The sequence below is a fragment of the Sphingobacterium cavernae genome, from assembly GCF_008520265.1.
GTDB lineage: Bacteria > Bacteroidota > Bacteroidia > Sphingobacteriales > Sphingobacteriaceae > Sphingobacterium > Sphingobacterium cavernae.
In genome coordinates, this window is sequence record NZ_VIQM01000040.1 from 209,092 (window position 1) to 226,803 (window position 17,712).

At 36.4% G+C, this 17,712-nt stretch carries 16 protein-coding genes; 6 read left to right on the forward strand and 10 right to left on the reverse strand.

Features of this window, described 5'->3' with window-relative positions; translation table 11 throughout:
* The first annotated feature begins 20 nt into the window (after positions 1 to 20).
* The 3 genes from FLS47_RS08435 to FLS47_RS08445 all read left to right on the forward strand — a co-directional run bounded on the left by FLS47_RS08435 (position 21) and on the right by FLS47_RS08445 (position 5,879).
* On the forward strand, positions 21 to 3,272 hold the full coding sequence (locus FLS47_RS08435) for a SusC/RagA family TonB-linked outer membrane protein (protein WP_149913928.1): 3,252 nt from the start codon (positions 21 to 23) through the stop codon (positions 3,270 to 3,272).
* A 42-nt stretch (positions 3,273 to 3,314) separates the two neighbouring features.
* Positions 3,315 to 4,838: a RagB/SusD family nutrient uptake outer membrane protein gene (locus FLS47_RS08440; protein ID WP_149913929.1), complete on the forward strand. Its 1,524-nt coding sequence runs from the start codon at positions 3,315 to 3,317 to the stop codon at positions 4,836 to 4,838.
* Positions 4,839 to 5,069: 231 nt separating this feature from the next.
* Positions 5,070 to 5,879, forward strand: a complete 810-nt coding sequence (locus FLS47_RS08445) for a glycerophosphodiester phosphodiesterase family protein (protein ID WP_188347391.1) — start codon at positions 5,070 to 5,072, stop codon at positions 5,877 to 5,879.
* A 43-nt stretch (positions 5,880 to 5,922) separates the two neighbouring features.
* Here FLS47_RS08445 and FLS47_RS08450 read toward each other — a convergent pair whose 3' ends face one another.
* The 8 genes from FLS47_RS08450 to FLS47_RS08485 form a co-directional block, all read right to left on the reverse strand.
* A complete protein-coding gene (locus FLS47_RS08450) occupies positions 5,923 to 6,486 on the reverse strand; it encodes a nitroreductase family protein (protein WP_149913931.1) in 564 nt (187 codons plus the stop codon).
* A gap of 18 nt (positions 6,487 to 6,504) precedes the next feature.
* Complete coding sequence (gene pepT, locus FLS47_RS08455) at positions 6,505 to 7,767, reverse strand: peptidase T (RefSeq protein WP_149913932.1); 1,263 nt, start codon at positions 7,765 to 7,767, stop codon at positions 6,505 to 6,507.
* 108 nt (positions 7,768 to 7,875) lie between these two features.
* Positions 7,876 to 8,640 (reverse strand): DUF4197 domain-containing protein, encoded by a 765-nt coding sequence (locus FLS47_RS08460; RefSeq protein ID WP_149913933.1) that lies wholly within the window; start codon positions 8,638 to 8,640, stop codon positions 7,876 to 7,878.
* A gap of 33 nt (positions 8,641 to 8,673) precedes the next feature.
* Positions 8,674 to 9,510: an endonuclease/exonuclease/phosphatase family protein gene (locus tag FLS47_RS08465; protein ID WP_149913934.1), complete on the reverse strand. Its 837-nt coding sequence runs from the start codon at positions 9,508 to 9,510 to the stop codon at positions 8,674 to 8,676.
* Between the two features lies 1 nt (position 9,511).
* Positions 9,512 to 10,273 (reverse strand): glycerophosphodiester phosphodiesterase family protein, encoded by a 762-nt coding sequence (locus FLS47_RS08470; RefSeq protein WP_149913935.1) that lies wholly within the window; start codon positions 10,271 to 10,273, stop codon positions 9,512 to 9,514.
* A gap of 17 nt (positions 10,274 to 10,290) precedes the next feature.
* Entirely contained in the window at positions 10,291 to 11,121 is an 831-nt protein-coding gene (locus tag FLS47_RS08475) for a phosphodiester glycosidase family protein (protein WP_149913936.1), read from the reverse strand.
* A gap of 44 nt (positions 11,122 to 11,165) precedes the next feature.
* On the reverse strand, positions 11,166 to 11,813 hold the full coding sequence (locus tag FLS47_RS08480) for an HD domain-containing protein (RefSeq protein WP_149913937.1): 648 nt from the start codon (positions 11,811 to 11,813) through the stop codon (positions 11,166 to 11,168).
* Positions 11,797 to 12,978 (reverse strand): THUMP domain-containing class I SAM-dependent RNA methyltransferase, encoded by a 1,182-nt coding sequence (locus FLS47_RS08485; protein WP_149913938.1) that lies wholly within the window; start codon positions 12,976 to 12,978, stop codon positions 11,797 to 11,799. Before FLS47_RS08485 ends, FLS47_RS08480 begins: the two co-directional genes overlap by 17 nt.
* Positions 12,979 to 13,047: 69 nt before the next feature.
* Between FLS47_RS08485 and FLS47_RS08490 the strand changes: the two genes are divergently transcribed.
* The gene (locus tag FLS47_RS08490) at positions 13,048 to 13,422 is read left to right on the forward strand and encodes a DUF3127 domain-containing protein (protein ID WP_149913939.1); all 375 of its coding nucleotides are present in this window, start codon (positions 13,048 to 13,050) and stop codon (positions 13,420 to 13,422) included.
* Positions 13,423 to 13,484: 62 nt separating this feature from the next.
* On the opposite strand, the gene FLS47_RS08495 is transcribed toward FLS47_RS08490, so the two are convergent.
* Positions 13,485 to 14,498: an acyltransferase gene (locus FLS47_RS08495; protein ID WP_149913940.1), complete on the reverse strand. Its 1,014-nt coding sequence runs from the start codon at positions 14,496 to 14,498 to the stop codon at positions 13,485 to 13,487.
* A 121-nt stretch (positions 14,499 to 14,619) separates the two neighbouring features.
* Here FLS47_RS08495 and FLS47_RS08500 point away from each other — a divergent pair, with 121 nt between their 5' ends.
* Together FLS47_RS08500 and FLS47_RS08505 are read left to right on the forward strand one after the other, a co-directional pair.
* The gene (locus tag FLS47_RS08500) at positions 14,620 to 15,396 is read left to right on the forward strand and encodes a hypothetical protein (RefSeq protein WP_149913941.1); all 777 of its coding nucleotides are present in this window, start codon (positions 14,620 to 14,622) and stop codon (positions 15,394 to 15,396) included.
* Between the two features lie 3 nt (positions 15,397 to 15,399).
* On the forward strand, positions 15,400 to 16,503 hold the full coding sequence (locus FLS47_RS08505; RefSeq protein ID WP_149913942.1) for a toxic anion resistance protein: 1,104 nt from the start codon (positions 15,400 to 15,402) through the stop codon (positions 16,501 to 16,503).
* A gap of 214 nt (positions 16,504 to 16,717) precedes the next feature.
* On the opposite strand, the gene FLS47_RS08510 is transcribed toward FLS47_RS08505, so the two are convergent.
* On the reverse strand, positions 16,718 to 17,668 hold the full coding sequence (locus tag FLS47_RS08510; protein ID WP_149913943.1) for a hypothetical protein: 951 nt from the start codon (positions 17,666 to 17,668) through the stop codon (positions 16,718 to 16,720).
* Positions 17,669 to 17,712: the final 44 nt, after the last annotated feature.

The window sequence follows — 17,712 nt, forward strand, 5'->3', positions numbered from 1 at the left end:
AAACAATTGTATCATACACTATGCAAAACAAGTCAAAAAAGCTTTTCTGGCTTTTAATGTCCTTATCCGTTTCAACTTTTTCTCTTGAAGCTGCGCCTAAAGGCATAGCTACCAATTCGTTGAATTCTGTTATACAACAACAAAAGATTTCAGGTAAAGTCTTAGATCAACAAGGTAATGTTATTGCGGGAGCAACGGTTACGAATTCTTCGACAAGAGTACAAGTTCAAACTGATGTAGATGGTCAGTTTAAATTGGAAGGAAAAGAAAATGATGTGTTGGTTATTAAGTTTGTAGGCTTTAAAGATGTTGTACATACGGTGGCGCAGACTGATAATTTCACGATTGTACTACAAGAAGAAGGTCAGCAAATCGAGGAAGTCTTGGTGTCTATTGGTTATCAAAAAGTTCGTAAATCAGATGTTACTGGTGCCATCTCCAGTGTGAAAGCGGAAGAACTAAATTTGAGCTCACCGAAATTGGGTCAAGCGATGGTAGGAAAAATAGCAGGTGTGCAAATCTTGCAAACTTCTGGTGCACCGTATGATGGTACGAAAATACGTGTACGCGGGATGGGGTCGATCAATGCGGGTACTGATCCTTTATATGTAATAGATGGCTATCCAGCAGGAAATAATTTGAATATCAATCCCAATGATATCGAAAGTATAGATGTTTTAAAGGATGCGGCTTCTGCAGCTATTTATGGTTCTAGAGGAGCTAGTGGTGTGGTTTTAATCACTACTAAACGTGGTAAGTCAGGCAAGAGTAATGTAGAATATGAGGCTTTGGCAGGCTTTGGACAGTTGTCTAAGAAGATTGATTTATTGAATTCGGAAGAATTTATCGATTTATTAATTGATGGTAGAAACAATACGTATCGTGATCTAGTAATAAGTCGCGGTGGTTCTTGGAATGACAATATGCGCTTTGATAGTAATGCGGATCGTGTGGCACGTGTGGGTAATGCAGGATCGATCACTATTCCTGAAGAGTACTATGATTTTGCTACAGGCACAGCTAAAAAAGCACAATATGATACTGATTGGCAAGATGCTTTATACCGAAATGCACCTTTTCAACGACATAATTTATCGGCTTTTGGAGGTACAGATAAAACAAAATACTTTTTAAGTGGATCGTACCAAGATCAAAAAGGTATTATGTTGAATACGGGGCAACAAACGTTTAATTTCCGCACGAATGTAGATTCGAAAATTAGCGAACGCCTTACTGTAGGCGCGAATGTATCTTTTACATTCAATGACAATGACGAAGTGACAACGGGTCGATTCGACAGAAGTCCATCAATGTCAGCACTGATTTATTTGCCGACATTGCCTGTTTATAATGAAGATGGCACATATGCTCAGTTTGGGATGGGCCAATTATCAGCTTCGCAATATGGGATTCAAAATCCAGAAAATCCATTAGCATATGTATCTAAAATTAAAAATACACGATTAGGTAAGCGTGGTTTATACAACGCGTATGCTGATTTTAAAATTGTAGATGGTCTCTCTTTGAAGATAAATGGCGGTATTTCTACGAATGATCAGAAATACGACTATTTTAGACCAACGAGTATTTCTAATGGAAACAATAGACCTTTCTCAGATAACGCTAAAACAGCAGCATACGCTGACGCAAATACCAGAAGTGAGATTGATAAGTTGGTCGAGGCAATTTTGAATTTCAACAAAACTTTCAACGAAAAACATACTATTGGTGCTTTGGCAGGTTATTCGGCGCAGCGCACAGATACAGATTATATAGCGGTGCGTGCGAGAGGGTTTCAAAATGATGCCATAGGCCAAATTACAGATAAAGGAGCCGATCCTTCAAACTTTATTTTACAGGATGCATTTAAGCGTGTAACGACCTTGCAGTCTTATTTTTCACGCGTTAATTACAGTTTTGATTCGAAATATTTCTTGTCGGCTTCTATACGTACGGATGCTTCATCGAGATTTGGTGTGAACAATAAGTGGGGTGTTTTCCCTTCTTTATCAGCTGGATGGACGATTTCTAACGAAGAATTCTATAACAATTGGTTAGGCCAAGGTTCTACCATGAAGTTGAGAGCAAGCTGGGGACGTAGTGGTAATAATAATATTGGAGATTATGCAAATATTACCAATTTCAGTAGCCCAACGGGCGTGATCATCGGAGATCGTGTAGAGACTGCATATTATCCATTGGATTTGAAAGATGCAAACATCGGTTGGGAAAAAACATCTCAATATAATGCAGGATTGGATTTAGGTTTCCTTAATGGACGAATCAACTTGCTTACAAACCTGTATTTAAGTAGATCAACGGATTTATTATTCAATCAGCCCGTTTCAGCGGTATCTGGTGCGACGACGATCTTAACCAATTTACCAAATAGCAAAGTTCAAAACAAGGGTTTTGATGTGCAGTTAGATACACGTATAATACGCTCTTCTGATTTTGATCTAGGTTTCAGTGGAAATATCAATGTAAACAGAAATAAAGTTCTTGATTTGGGTGGAGGCTCGACAATTATTACTAATGGAGCTGAGCGTTCTTACCATACGCATATCACGCAAGAAGGAAGTCCAATCGGAATGTTTTATGGATTTAAAGTCTTAGGCGTTGCTACGGAAGAAAACTACGATAAAGTAGCTCCATCTTCAGCTTCTACAACAGCATTACAGCCTGGTGATTTATATTTCGAAGATGTTGATGGGAATGGTGTAGTGAATGATGACGACAAACGTGTCATCGGTAATCCACATCCAAATTTCACTTATGGTTTTGCTGTAGATTTAAGATACAAGAATTTTGACTTACGTACTTCATTTAATGGTTCGCAAGGCAATATGGTGTTGGATGGCTATGATTACTACTTGTATAATATGGAAGGAAGTGGCAACCAGTATGCTGACGTAGCGCAACGTTACCGTTCAGCAATTAATCCGGGTAATGGAAAAGTATATCGTGCAGCACGTGGTGGTACACAGAGTAACAGTACACGTCTGTCTACATTTTATCTGCAAGATGGATCATTCTTGAGAATGACAAACATAATGGCGGGCTATACTGTCCCGAATAATCTAGTAGAAAAATGGAAATTAGCCGGGTTACGTGTATACGCTACTGTAGACAATCCATTGACATTCTCCAAATACAAAGGGTACAATCCAGAGCCAGATTATAATCAACGCGGTAATTTAACACCAGGTGTTGACTACGGTCTTTACCCGTTGGTTAGATCGTTTAATTTCGGTGTCAAAGTTACTTTTTAATCCATCTTCAATAAAGCAGGACTTTTAATCAACTACAACAACATGAAAAAAAGATATATATTACCATTTTTAATATTAGCATTGAGCTCTTGTAAAGATGATTTTTTGAACCAATTGGATCCGAATGCGGTTTCTGTTGAAAGTTACTTTCAAACAGAAAATGATGCTTTGTTAGCGGTGAATGGTTTGTATCAGATTTTGCGATCGGGCAATACGATTGGCGAAGGAAGTGCATTGTATAGTGAAGAACGTTCAGATAATTCGGGGCGTGATGACAATCAGTCTAATTCTGGTGAGCCTTTCCAATTCAATGATTTTTCGATTTTACCAAGCAATAGCTATTTACGTACACATTGGTCATCGATGTATGATGGTATCGCACGTGCGAATACAGTGATTAGCCGAATTGACAACATGACCTTTGCAGCAGAAGACTTGAAAAAGCGTTATTTGGCCGAGTCAAAGTTTGTTCGTGCATTACTTTATTTTCATATGGTACGCAAATTTGGTGATGTGCCTTTATCGACTGAAGAAGTTACTACTAAAACACAAGCAGATCAGTTGGCTTATCGCGCCAAAGAATCCGATGTGTATGCACAAATTATTAAGGATTTAACAGATGCTTTGGATAGTAATTTACCTAATCAACAAAAGGATTATGCGGTTGGAAGAACGTCCAAAGCGGCTATTCATTCTATTCTTGGACAGGTATACTTGACCATAGGAAGTACCCTAGAAGCCGATAAAGTAGAAAATTTTAGAAAGGCAGAGGAACATTTGAGTACCGCGTATGGAATGAGAAACTTTGGTAAGTTGTCCGAAATAGCATACAGTACTGTTTTTGATGTAGAACAAAAAATGAATTGTGACGAGTTGATTTTCCAAATACAATATTTGCAAGGCGATCAAAACTACCATTCAAGTATTGCTCGTAATAACCAAGCGCGAGGTGAATCTATCAATTCTCAATTTCCATCTACAGGAGTGGGAACACGCGCAAGTAAAGACTTGGTTAACGAATACGAAGCAGGTGACATTCGTAAGGATTTTTCGGTAAAGTTTGCTACTGATTCTAGGGTAAATGATTGGTTTATTACTAAGTTTAGAGACAATAGCGAAGCGGCTGGGACAGCTGGCTGGGGTGGAAATGACTGGATTTTGATTCGTTATGCAGATGTCATGCTGATGTTGGCAGAAGCTAAAATGAATTTAGGTAAAGATGCAGAAGCTATTGTAATATTGAATGAAGTACGTGATCGCGCAGGCCTTCCGTCGTATGAGATTTCTAGAGTCAATGCTACATATGCTAACAAATATCCAACGTTAAAAGATGCTATTTTACACGAGAGACGTGTGGAATTGGCTTTTGAAAACCACCGTTGGTTTGATTTGATAAGAGTATACAATCCAGAGGAATTGGTTACTTATTTCAAGAAAAAAGAACAGGCTAATTATGGTAATGCGAAGTTGTCGAATATTACGACTAAAGATCGATACTTCCCTATCCCTTTTGATGAATACAAATTGGATCCAATAAAAATGTATCAAAATCCAGGATACCAATAGTCATTACATTCAAATCAATTATAATCTTTTAAGAGTTTGTGCTTCTACTATTTACGTAGAGGTGCAAACTTTACTTCTTTTAAAGTATATTTGAACTTCTAAATTTTTCTAAACCTAAAGAATACATTCTCTATGAAAAATTATTATTTATTTTTTACTATTCTGTTTTTTTTAAGCGGTGTAAGCTTTGCAAAGGCCCAGACTTCAACGTATAAAAAAACCCAACAAATCTTGGATAACCCAAAGTCTGCTGATCAGACTTTAGTAGCAGCACATCGTGGTGATTGGCGTAACGCACCAGAAAACAGTATCCAAAGTCTAGAAAATGCAATAGCTATGGGCGTGCATATATATGAGTTGGATGTACAATTGTCCAAGGATTCTGTATTGTACCTCATGCATGATAAAACTATAGATAGAACGACCAATAAGAAGGGGAAAGTAAGTGATTATACTTGGGCTGAATTGCAGACTTTTCGTTTACGCAATGGTTTAGGTCGTACAACAGATCATAAAATTCCAAGCTTAGAGGAATTTATGCAAAGCAGTAAGGGACGCATATTTTTGAATTTTGACAAAGGCTTTCAGCATTTTCAATTGGTCGTTCAATTAATTCAAAAAATGAGCATGCAAGACGAAGTGTATATCAGCATCGATGGTGGTAATTCATTGCAAGATATAGAAAGAAAATTTGGTAAAATCCCTCCTGATATTAAACTAATGCCAATTATCAATATTAATAAAGAAGATTACAAAGAATATGTGGAGTCTTATTTTTCGCGTAAAAACACAATGTTTCAAGCCGTGTTTCAACAAGAAAATGAGGAGGCTTTCCAATATCTAAAGCAAGTCCGTGAAAGAGGATATTTATTGTGGTATAATTCACTGTGGGCTTCTTTGTGTGCAGGAAGAGATGATGATAGAGCTGTAGAACAAAATCAGCCAGACGAAACTTGGGGCTGGTTAATTCAAAAGGGAGCTCATGTTATACAATCGGATAGACCAATTCCACTTTTGCAGTATATCGAAAATTTAAAATAAAAATGTAAAGGGTTGGCAATTTGGCAACCCTTTACATTTTTTATTATTCTTCCCAACGGATTTTATCCTCGATTGGAGAGCGAGCAGGCTCACGTGGTTCCGCATTGTGGTGTCCTAAATAGAATAAACCAATACATTTTTGGTTTTCTTCTAATTGAAGGAATTCACCCAAATGATTGATTAATCCTGGAGTCGCCCAATATCCACCAATATTTAACGAATGCGCTGCCAACCAAATATTTTGAACCGAACAAGCAGTCGCTGCTAATTCCTCCCATTCCGGTAATTCACCTGTGTAATTCACAATAATGGCAATAGCTACATTTGATTGAGTAGCTTTTTTCGCCATATTTTGTTTCATCACTTCTGTGTATTTTTCCACTGGCGTAATGTTTTTGTAAATACGTGCTAATTCACTTCCTAATCTTTCCAAGCCATCCTTACGGAAAATCACAAAACGCCAAGGTTGTGTGCGTTTGTGTGTAGGAGCAGCATTTGCAGCTTCTAAAATCGTAAGTAGATCTTCTTTTGAAATATCTTGATCCGTAAAACTGTTTTGATTAACCGTTCTACGGTATTTAATTGCTTTTAAAACTTCGTTTGACATAATATTTTAATAATTAAATTAAGCTTTTTCTTCCCAAAGAGCGGCAATATGAAGAATAGTTTTCACCGCTTTTTCCATATCTTGTTTACTTACCCATTCCATTTTACCGTGAAAAGCATGACCTCCAGCGAATACATTCGGACACGGTAATCCCATGAATGACAGTCTTGAACCATCAGTTCCACCACGAATACTACGACGTTCGGCTGTCATTCCTGCACGTTCAATAGCTTCCAAACCAATTTCCATGATTTGTGGAAATTGATCCAATACTTCTTTCATGTTGCGGTATTGCTCCTTTGTTTCCAAGGTAAAAGTAGTACCTGGATATTGTGCCACAACAGCCCTTGCAATGCTTTCCAATTCTGCTGCGTGGCTCGCCAAATTCGCCGTATTATGATCTCTTACGATAAATTGAATTATTGCTTTTTCTACCGAACCTGATATGCCTGTTGGATGCACAAAACCTTGTTTGCCCGATGTACTTTCTGGCGAAAGTCTATCTGTCGGAAGAGATTCTACAATTTTAGAAGCGATTTTGATAGCCGATTGCATTTTTCCTTTGGCAAATCCTGGATGTACCGAAACTCCGTGAATGGTGATTGTGGCAGCATCAGCAGAAAATGTTTCGTCTTCAATAGTTCCAGCCTTTTCTCCGTCCATCGTGTAGGCAAATTGAGCACCTACTTTTTCTAAATTGACAAAATCCACACCACGACCAATCTCTTCATCTGGTGTAAATAAAATTTTGATGTCACCATGTTTGATTTCTGGATGTGCAATTAACAATTTAGCTGCTTCCATAATTTCAGCAACTCCAGCTTTGTCGTCCGCACCAAGCAATGTCGTTCCTGAAGCGGTGATAATATCATTACCGATTTGTTCTGCCAAATCTTTGTGTTCCGCAAAGCGAATCACGACTGAATTGTCATCAGGCAAAACCAAATCCTGACCTTGGTAATTGTAGTGAACAATTGGCTTGACATCTGTGCCCGAACAATCTGGTGAAGTGTCTACGTGCGAACAAAAACAAATAGCAGGAACATCTTTCGTAGTATTCGATGGAATCGTCGCATAAACATAGCCGTTTTCATCGAGTTCCACATTAGTAGCGCCGATTTCTTTCAATTCTTCGACCAAAAGTTTACTTAAATTCAACTGTTTGGCTGTAGAAGGAAATGTCACCGATTCTGCATCGGATTGGGTATCAATCTGAACATAACGTATAAAACGATCTGCAACAGAAAGATTAGATAGATTATTTATAATAGAATTATCCATTTTAACATGTTTTGCATTACAAATGTAGCAAAGAAAGAAAGTTTTAAGGTATGTTTATTGTCAAGATCAAATAAAGAAAATAGGGAAGTTTATGGCTTCCCTACCCGCTTATTTTTGTTTATCAGCCCATCCAAAAACAGATTGCAAAATACTGGAGTTTCGAGATCCACCAATATTTTGTCTGATTTTTAATTCCTCATCAGCAACTTTCAAGAATAGACCATCGATTGCTTTTTGCGTGACATAAGCATTTAAATCCGTTTGTACTTTATTCGTAGAGAATGTGTTGTACGCTGATGTTAACTGCGTCCAATACGTATTAACTTTATTTCTACCTAGTGCAGATTCTATTATAGGACTAAACTTCTGTGTTAAAGTAGCTGAAGTCGTTCTTTTAAAGAATGTAGTTGCAGCGTCTTGTTGTGAACCCAATAAAATATTAAAAGCATCCGTCACAGTCATTTGCGAAAGCGAATTCACAAATACAGGTGCAGCTTCTTTTACTGCTGATTCAGCAGCTCTATTCAAACTAAGTACAAAATTATCAACTAATTTACCCATTCCTGCAGAACGCAAAACTTGCTCGATTTTTTGTGCTTCTTGTGGCATCATCACTTTTACCAACACATCACCATAAAAGCCATTGCTAGCAGATAAAGTTTTGATACTATTTTGCAGACCATTATTCAATGCTTGTTTGATACCTGTTGCAGCCTCCGTTTGCGTTATCGTTCCACTATTGGAGTTTGGATTCGAAGTCGTTGAGCCCGGATTCGATTGCGGTAATGTACTAGCGATTTGACTCATTGTCTCGCAGCCTGTGAATAACGGCAACGAAGCAATGCCTAATGCCAAATATTTAATTGTTTTCATATCTATACTATTGAAACGCAAAAATACAAAATCTTATTTCCAGTCCATATGTACGGCTACAGGAAAATGGTCCGAAGGATATTTTCCGAAGTAGGTATCTGTCAAAATACCATACTTCGAGACCGAAAATGGTTTGGAAACGAAGATATGATCAATACGACCTTTTGCTTTGATGCTTTTCCCCCAACCGTTGAATGTTGAATTTGGTTCGTAGACAATACTTGCCAGCTCATAAGTATCTTGAATGCTTAGTGAGTTAGCTAATGTAAAATAGGCTTCATCGTTTTCATCTACATTTAAATCGCCCATCACGATTAATGGGAGATTCGATGCTAAAACTTTTGCTTTTTGAAGCATCAATTTCGCACTTTCTTTTCTTGCAATTTTTCCGACATGGTCAAAATGTGTGTTCATCAGAATAAATTGCTTACCATTCTTTAGATCTTCAAAAACTCCCCAAGTGCAAATACGCGGTAATGCGGCATCCCAACCTTTGTTAGGATTTTCGGTATCTGTAGTAGAAAGCCAAAATGTTCCACTTTTGATTACTTTGAAGCGATCTTTTTTATAGAAAATAGCCGAATATTCCCCTTTTTCTTTACCATCATCACGTCCTACACCAACGTAAGCATATTTTGGTAAAAGCTTTTGCATATCATCCATTTGATCTTTAAAGGCTTCTTGAACACCAAAAACATCAAACTCATGATACTTTATAAGGTTACAGACTTTGTCTTTACGGTCTATCCACAGATTTCCCGTGTCTACCTGATTGCGTTGGCGAATATTATAAGTTGCCACATGCATGGACTGTGCAAATGCTTGATAGGAGCACCAGAGCAATAGCACCAAACTAAGCGTCTTTTTCATATTATTTCTTTAATAATTGTTTCAATAATTCAGGCTCGTCCGTCGTGATATAATCTACTTTTTGATCAATGAAGTATTGCATATCATCTTGATTGTTCACCGTCCAAACATTGATTTTCATTTTTCGTTCTTTAGCTTGTGGAAGATAAGTTGGATTATTTTTGAATACATTGTAGTTGAAATCCATTTCAGAAAAACCGTCGTTGTAGAGATCTATAGGACTTTTATTGCTTCCCAAATATTGCACGCGTACTTTTTTATCCAATTTCTTCAGGTGTAAACATGCATCATAACTGAATGAGATAAAAATCGTTTTTTTCAAACCTTTCATTTTTTTAACCAAATTGTACGCTAATTCAGCAGCTTGAACAGAACGCTCTACCCCCAATGCGCTAGGTTTAATTTCAAAAACCATTTTAGTACGTTTTTGTTTCAAGCCTTCGCGCAAGTATTCTTCTGCCGTAGGCAGTTTTTCACCGTTCGCAAGTTTTTTCTGACTTAATGTCGCGTAATCGTTAGTGGCTATATCCGTACCTTGATAGTCATTATCGTGATTGACAATCAAGACATCATCTTTAGCTAATACCACGTCAAATTCAGTTCCCCAGACTTTTTGTTCAATGGCATGTTTTAACGCTGCAATTGAATTTTGAGGCACTTTTGTGTTTTTCCAAACACCGCGATGAGCAACTATTTTGGTGGATTGTGCAAAGATTGTACTCGTTAAAAGGGTAAATAATAATAGTAATGAAATGTTTTTCATAATCGTAAGTGCTAGATTTATTTAGTAAGGTATATGATATTTGAAACTTTCCGCTCGCCTGCATGATCAAATTTGTTATTGTCTGCAGGATAATTCACAATGCCATTATGCGGCTGATTGTAAATATACATCGAAGTACTCCCTCCACCATCAAGATTCATTGCATTTTCGCAACCATACCACTTTAGGATATTGGTCAACTCATGCAAGTTCATGCCTTGCGATTCATTTCTACGTCCATCAATCGTAATGAGGATTAATTTATTTCCTTTTAATCCAATGGCAGTTCTCGGATGTCTATTGTCATTAAATGCATTTTTGGAAAGTTGTCCTCTTACATCTTGAGCTAAAAGCATTGGTCCAGCAAGCATAATATTTGGGTAGGCGCCAATCGAAGAAGAATCGGAAGTAATATGAGTAGTTTTTTTGTCGAACGCGAAATAAGCATTGGCACGCACACTTTTAGAAAGTGTCTGGTTCACGACGTGATTTTCAACTTTGATAAAATCAACTGCTCCTCCATTTTTCATATCAAAGAATCCACCATTTATCGCCACTATCGCATTTGCTTCTTGCGCTAGCTTGGATGTCAATTCACGACTTTTTGGAAGCGCTCTGAGTCCAAGTTTCTTTTGATTCTTCTTAAGATCAATCTCAAGGATGTTTATGATCTGATTGCTATTGAATATGGTTGACGTAGAAGCGCTTTTCCACAGAATTCCTTTAGCAATTTTTTTAGTTTGCCAAAATTGTTGTACAAATGCGAGCGAATCTTTCTCGCTACTTGTTTGACTAAAACTTAGTATGGGAAATAAGATTATAAATAAAAAGGCAGTACTATTTTTCATAATTACTGCCTAATTTAAATATCTTATATTAATTTAAAGTACGATTATCTTTTTCCTTCCCATTCTGCATAAAATTGTTGCAAAAATCCTTCCATATATTGATGTCTTTGTTCCGCTATGGCTTTCGCCGTAGGCGTATTCATTTTATCTTTCAATAACAACAACTTCTCATAGAAGTGATTAATTGTAGGAGCTGTGGTATTTTTGTATTCCTCTTTACTCAGGTTCGTTTTCGGTTTTATGTTTGGATCATACATCTCTCTATTTTTATATCCACCAAAACTAAAAGCTCTGGCAATACCTATCGCGCCAATTGCATCTAAACGATCCGCATCTTGTGCTATTTCCAATTCTTTGGAATGAAATGCTACTTCTCCCAACGAAGCCTTGAAAGACATATTCAGAATGATATTCTGTACATGCTCTATAATTTTTTGATCTACACCTATTGAAGCTAAAAATTCGCCAGCCACACGTGGACCAATGGTTTCGTCTCCATCATGAAATTTACTGTCAGCGATATCGTGCAAGAGTGCAGTCAATTCGCAGACAAGATGGTCGGCTTCTTCTGTTTCTAGTATCAATTTCGTATTGTTCCAAACACGCTGTATATGCCACCAATCATGTCCTGATTCAGCAAATTTCAGCCTATCTTGTACAAATGCTACGGTTAGATCAATTGTTTGTTGCATGTGATTTTTCTTTTGTTCCGTCGTAAAGTTCGTATTGTAATAATCTGCAGTCTAATTTACCATTAAAAAATTCAAATCTCCTAGAAGCTTTTAAACCAATTTTCTTTGCAAGGTCTGGATTGCCTGTAAATACGTAGCCACGGTAATTTTTGCATTCTTGTTTCATAAAATCACCGACACGTTTGTACGTAAGTTCAAGTTTGCTGTGCGTTCCCAAACGTTCACCATATTCAGGGTTGAACATGATAACCCCTGGTTCTTCGGGAACTGTAGTCTCTGCAAAATCACATACTTCAAATTGAATTAAATGCTCTACACCAGCAGTTTGCGCATTCATCTTTGCAATCTCTACGGCCTGCTCCGAAAGGTCAGAAGCTATGATTTGAGGAATATTGTGTTTATTCGCCTTATCTTTTATCAATCTTCTTTCTTCAAAAAAGACTTCCTCATTATAACCAATGATATGCATGAATGCATAATTCATACGTTGCAATCCTGGCATTCTGTTTTGTGCAATCAATGCCGCTTCGATAGCCAATGTACCCGAACCACACATCGGATTGATAAATGGTGATTTGCCATCCCATTTTGTCGCCATGATAGTCGAAGTCGCTAATGCTTCCAGCATAGGTGCTTTTCCAGGATGTTTACGGTAGCCATGTTTAGCCAATGTTTCGCCCGAAGTATCCAAGAAAATCTCCGCACGATCTTCCATCCAGTGCAAATGAATCACAGTTTTGTGCGCGTCTGGACCTGTATCTGGACGAACACCTTTCTTGTCTTTTATTCTGTCTACAATCGCATCTTTCACTTTTACATTGGCAAATAATGGGGTAGTGATTGTATCGTTGTGTACATTAGATGTAACCGTGAAATAACCATCAAATGGGATAAGCGCTTCCCATTCGATTTTCACTAATGCATCGTATAATTCTTTTGGATCGTTCGCGCGGAATGCACTGATTTCATATAATACCTGACTTGCGGTACGCAGATTAAGATTCAAACGAATACAGTCATTGATAGAAGCATGAAGTTCTACTCCTGTATTGAATGCTCTTTTTATTTCGAATCCTAATTCTTTAATTTCTTCTTGAAGGAATGGTGATAATCTCTTGTTACAAGTTATAATCACTTTGCTTGCTGTGTTGAAAACTTCTTTCATATTTGTGCAAAGTTAATTAATCTTGAACGCAAAAATTGTGTAATTTTACGGTTTAATACAATTAATGATATGGAAATCAGAGGAAAAGTTCACGAAGTAGGTGCTGTACAACAGGTTACTGAGTCTTTTAAAAAGAGAGATATGATTGTTGCATACGCTGAAAACCCACAATTTGTGGAATATATTCGTTTTGAAGCGACGCAAGATAGAGTTAATATTTTTGATAATTTAGCTGTTGGCGAAGAGGTTGAAGTTTCTTTCAATTTACGTGGCCGTCCATGGACAAATGCGCAAGGTGTTACAACTTATTTCAATTCTTTGGTAGCTTGGAGAGTAACAAAATTAGCTAATACAGCTTCTGCTTCTGCTCCTTCATACAATGATATGCCAGCTCCAGTAGATATTTCATCATCAGGTGCTGATGACGATGATTTACCATTCTAGTAAATAAAAACCGTATATAATATAGTGGAAGCTATCTCGATCGAGATAGCTTTTTTTGCTTTTTACCCACTCACATATTTCCCATAAGGAATTTTCCTCAAGACATAAATTATTCCAATAGAACTTAGTATTGTTAATAGTGTCGCTATTGGAATCACCCAAACTGTACTCATATATTTGGAGATAAAAGGATGAATATAATTCAGGGGTAGTATATGAACCAAATAAATCCCAAAACTATGTTTATCGACAATCTGAATCCATTTGGGAAGTTTGGCGTCTTGTGGTATTATCTTTTTGAAGAAAATAAACAAAAAGCCAGCTGCGAGAGCCGTATTTGGAAAAACATAATGATACCAATGGGGATTGTATTTATTTGCGGATAAACTCCATGTGTACGTCATGTAAGCTGTGAACATGGAAATCGAAATATATCCTATTACAGGAATCCATTTGTTCCAATTGAATGATTTTATGGACAAATAATAGCCCAATACCAAGTAACCTAAGTAGCCCGAAAAGAATGTAAGGTCAAATTTCGGAACTACAGGAAAATAAAATTTGTTCATTACGATCATCGAAATAAACCATAATACTAGAAATATCTCTAGTTCTCGTATACTCACCTGATTTATTATTTTGCGTAAGTAAGGAATAGCTAAATACAATCCAATAATCATATATAAATACCACAAATGTGCATTTGCGCCATGTAAAATTTTATCTTGTGCAATAGCGATGATTTTTTCTGACGACAATAGCGAGAATTTGGTATATCGATAGAAATAATAAATCAGATATATAATGGTCCAAAAAGCAAATGGATAAAACAATTTTGGTATCCTTTTCATATAGAAAAGTAATGTCTCTTCGTCCTTGTGTAATAATAATGCACCAGACAACATGACAAATATAGGAACAGAACATCGGGTAGCCGAATTAATCCAATTGGCGTAATTCCAATCAAAGCTATCGGCATCAAAGCGATTCAAAAAACCAGTGCTGGCATGAATCAATATGACAAACACTGTCGCTATGACACGTAAGTAGCTGATATAGTTGTTTTTTGTAGCCATTATGTAAAAATATTGATTATTGGAGTAGGAATTGAACGTTTTCTGTCTATATGGTGGAATTTATTTCCGCAGAAAGCTTGAAAATTGAGTATATTAGAAGTGATTATATTAATTGATAAAAATGGGTTTTGCGACAAAGAAAACTAAAAGATGGGAATTTGGACAACTGAAATGGACTTTTTTGTCTATTTTATTTTTTGTTCCGCCGATACATCCTTTGGTGATGATGTCGCAAGCTTCCAAAAGTAAAGTGCGTTCTTGGTATGCGTTAGCGTGGGTATTATTAGCTATTCAACTTGGCTTATTCTATTCATTTTATTATTTCGCGGGTGCCATGTCTTCGGGCATGTTGGCAACTATTGTTGGATACATAAGTTCGTATATCGTAGGTAATGGGCTCTTATTAGGGCAATCCAAAGATTATTTGCAGCGTATAGAACTTTCGGAAGTCAGACAATTGACTTGGGTCAATAACATTGCGCATCAGCGTCGATTGGAATTGGCGCAAGCCGAAGTGGAAACGCCACAATCATTCGTTACTAAGTTGATGTTTTTCCAAAAGTCCATTCTGAATAGAACGTTGCAAGCGCACACAGAAAAGATTATACGCATGTTTCATTTGCTGGAACAACGTGATATTATGGAAGCTGAAAAATTTTTGGTAAGACATGGCACCGTGGTCAATGTATTGCGTGAATATTACGATTTAGAACAAACAAAATTGAATAATGCCATCACCTTAGAATCTAAAAATAAGTTGGAATCGGTGTTGGTACAAGCTTCTTCTGCTATCGAGCAGGATGTGACAAATTTGATTAAATACCGTTTGTTGGATGTATCTGCGGAGTCGGATGTGTACATTCAAACGCTTAAAAATAAAAAACTACTTAATGACTAAAATATGAGTACAATAGATTTGACAACTTACGACGATAATACACCGAATAATAACCAAGAAATTCAGGTTAACTTTTCGGAAGAAGATAAAGCGGTAATCAAACAATATAAGGATAAAATAAACTTGCAATCGACTACGGATATCATTCAATTTGGTGTGGCGAGTCAGACGAAAGTAAGTAATTTTTCGAATGAAATCTTAAAGCAAGTTCGTACAAAAGATATGGGCGGTGCAGAGGATATTTTGTTGAATCTACGTTCGGACATCAAATCTTTTGATGAAAATCTAAATAAAAAGCCGTTGATTCCTTTTTTTGATACACTAAAGAAAAAGGTGCAACGACTGCGTACTGAGTATGCTTCGGTAGAAAAAAATATTCATCAAATTGAACTGAAGTTGGAAGGACATTATAAAACCTTGTTGAAAGATGTCAATATTTTTGATAAGCTCTTCCAAGAAAATCAGAACTATTTTAAAGAGCTTTCTTTACATATTGCGGCAGGAGAGGAGAAATTGCAAGAAGTACATGCGGTGACGTTGCCACAATTACGAAAAGCAGCGGAGGAATCGGGAGATCAACACAAAATCCAAGCGTACAAAGATATGGAGCAACATGTCGTACGTTTTGAGCGTAAGATTCATGATTTGAAGTTAACGCGTATGGTCGTTTTGCAAACTGCCCCACAGATTCGTATGATCCAAAGCAACAGTTCTTCATTAATGGAAAAAATCCAATCGAGTATTGTGAATACTTTACCGCTTTGGAAAAATCAAATGGTATTGACTTTGGGTATTGCGCATTCGCAACGTGCTTTAGAAGCACAGAAAGCGGTGACTGATGCAACAAATGAATTGTTACGTAAGAATTCTGAAATGCTCAAAGAATCTACAATCAATGTAGCACGTGAAACGGAACGTGGAATAGTTGATATCGAGACGATCAAAAAGGCGAATGTTGACATTATCAGCACAATCGAACAGGTATTACAAATTCAACGAGATGGTCGCGAAAAACGTAAAGTCGTAGAGCAAGAATTATTACAATCCGAAAACGAATTAAAGCAGAATTTGCTGAAGTCTTCAGACGATTCGAAGTTAATAAACTAGTAGAGGCTGTCCAAAAAGTATAAAATGAAAAATTTAAAATATGATTTTAGCAAAAAGCTATTTTATTTGGTAATGAAAAATGCAAAAAATTAAATTTTGAAACACTAATTTAAGAAAGTGTAAATAAGTTAAGAGGCTGTCTAGCCTTTTTGGACAGCCTCTTGTTAATTATATGCGTCATTTCGATGTTAGGAGTAGGAGAAATTCTATTATTTTATTCCTCTATCAGGGAAATTTCATAAATATCAATTCTCTTGATACTTTCATCTTTTCCATCAGCTGTTATTTCTTTGTAAAGTTCAATATAAGTAGCTACACCATAAACTGAATTATATTGATACGTATTATGGAAGTAAATGTCCATTTGCAGATCTTTAAAATCTTGTTCGTTAAAAGGTTTTTCTTTGTTTTCGTATTTTTTGAAAAAATCAAAAACTTTTTCCATGAAATTTCCTTCAACTGTCTTCTCTTGGATTATAGAGATAAAATCATTTTCTTGTTCGTATTCATCACAATACAGTATTCCATTCATGGTGATAGGAGCGTTTAAAATTGGTGCAACAATTTCTTCTTCAAATGGAATAGTATCTTGAAGATTAAATGAAGCCCCAAGCGCATAATGTAATGCTTGTATATCTTGTGCATATGTAGTGATTAATGACTTCGGATCTATTGAACCTTGAAAATCTTCTAGAAATTTTTGGATATTGGTATCCGATTTTTTTTTAGAAAACATTTCAAATATTTGTTTCAAATCTGAGGCTATCTTGTCGGCAAGTTGTTCTTCATTTAAGATACGCTTAAATGTTCCTAATTCATTTGTTTCGTAATCGAATTTGATAGTTGAAAGATCAATGAGTTTTTTTTGCATTTCGTCTGGCAATTCAATCAACTTTGGATTGGAAAATACATCGGCAGTTCGATAATAACTGATGACATAATTAGAATCTGTAGAGTCTTTTACCGTAATCTTGAAGTTAAAGGCAGCTTCTGTAGTTTTGGGGTCTTTGGTACTACTAGAATCAATTCTTGTTTTAGTCACGGAATAATTTAACGTTTCTCCCTTTGATATATAAGAAATCAAATTAATAGTTTTGGTACTATCACTTTGACCATAACAAACATTAATAAGAATTGTGGCAATAAGGAATAAAAGTCTTTTCATATTGGGTTAAAAATTTAAACTAAAAATGCCAATATTATTTGGCA

Bases quoted from the DNA above. Each gene is read 5' to 3' on its own strand.
- FLS47_RS08450 (WP_149913931.1), bottom strand. From the start codon at position 6,486: ATGTCAAACGAAGTTTTAAAAGCAATTAAATACCGTAGAACGGTTAAT.
- FLS47_RS08480 (WP_149913937.1), bottom strand. From the start codon at position 11,813: ATGCAACAAACAATTGATCTAACCGTAGCATTTGTACAAGATAGGCTG.
- FLS47_RS08490 (WP_149913939.1), top strand. From the start codon at position 13,048: ATGGAAATCAGAGGAAAAGTTCACGAAGTAGGTGCTGTACAACAGGTT.
- FLS47_RS08470 (WP_149913935.1), bottom strand. From the start codon at position 10,273: ATGAAAAACATTTCATTACTATTATTATTTACCCTTTTAACGAGTACA.
- FLS47_RS08505 (WP_149913942.1), top strand. From the start codon at position 15,400: ATGAGTACAATAGATTTGACAACTTACGACGATAATACACCGAATAAT.
- FLS47_RS08460 (WP_149913933.1), bottom strand. From the start codon at position 8,640: ATGAAAACAATTAAATATTTGGCATTAGGCATTGCTTCGTTGCCGTTA.
- FLS47_RS08465 (WP_149913934.1), bottom strand. From the start codon at position 9,510: ATGAAAAAGACGCTTAGTTTGGTGCTATTGCTCTGGTGCTCCTATCAA.
- FLS47_RS08485 (WP_149913938.1), bottom strand. From the start codon at position 12,978: ATGAAAGAAGTTTTCAACACAGCAAGCAAAGTGATTATAACTTGTAAC.
- FLS47_RS08435 (WP_149913928.1), top strand. From the start codon at position 21: ATGCAAAACAAGTCAAAAAAGCTTTTCTGGCTTTTAATGTCCTTATCC.
- FLS47_RS08495 (WP_149913940.1), bottom strand. From the start codon at position 14,498: ATGGCTACAAAAAACAACTATATCAGCTACTTACGTGTCATAGCGACA.
- FLS47_RS08510 (WP_149913943.1), bottom strand. From the start codon at position 17,668: ATGAAAAGACTTTTATTCCTTATTGCCACAATTCTTATTAATGTTTGT.
- FLS47_RS08500 (WP_149913941.1), top strand. From the start codon at position 14,620: ATGGGTTTTGCGACAAAGAAAACTAAAAGATGGGAATTTGGACAACTG.
- pepT (WP_149913932.1), bottom strand. From the start codon at position 7,767: ATGGATAATTCTATTATAAATAATCTATCTAATCTTTCTGTTGCAGAT.
- FLS47_RS08475 (WP_149913936.1), bottom strand. From the start codon at position 11,121: ATGAAAAATAGTACTGCCTTTTTATTTATAATCTTATTTCCCATACTA.
- FLS47_RS08440 (WP_149913929.1), top strand. From the start codon at position 3,315: ATGAAAAAAAGATATATATTACCATTTTTAATATTAGCATTGAGCTCT.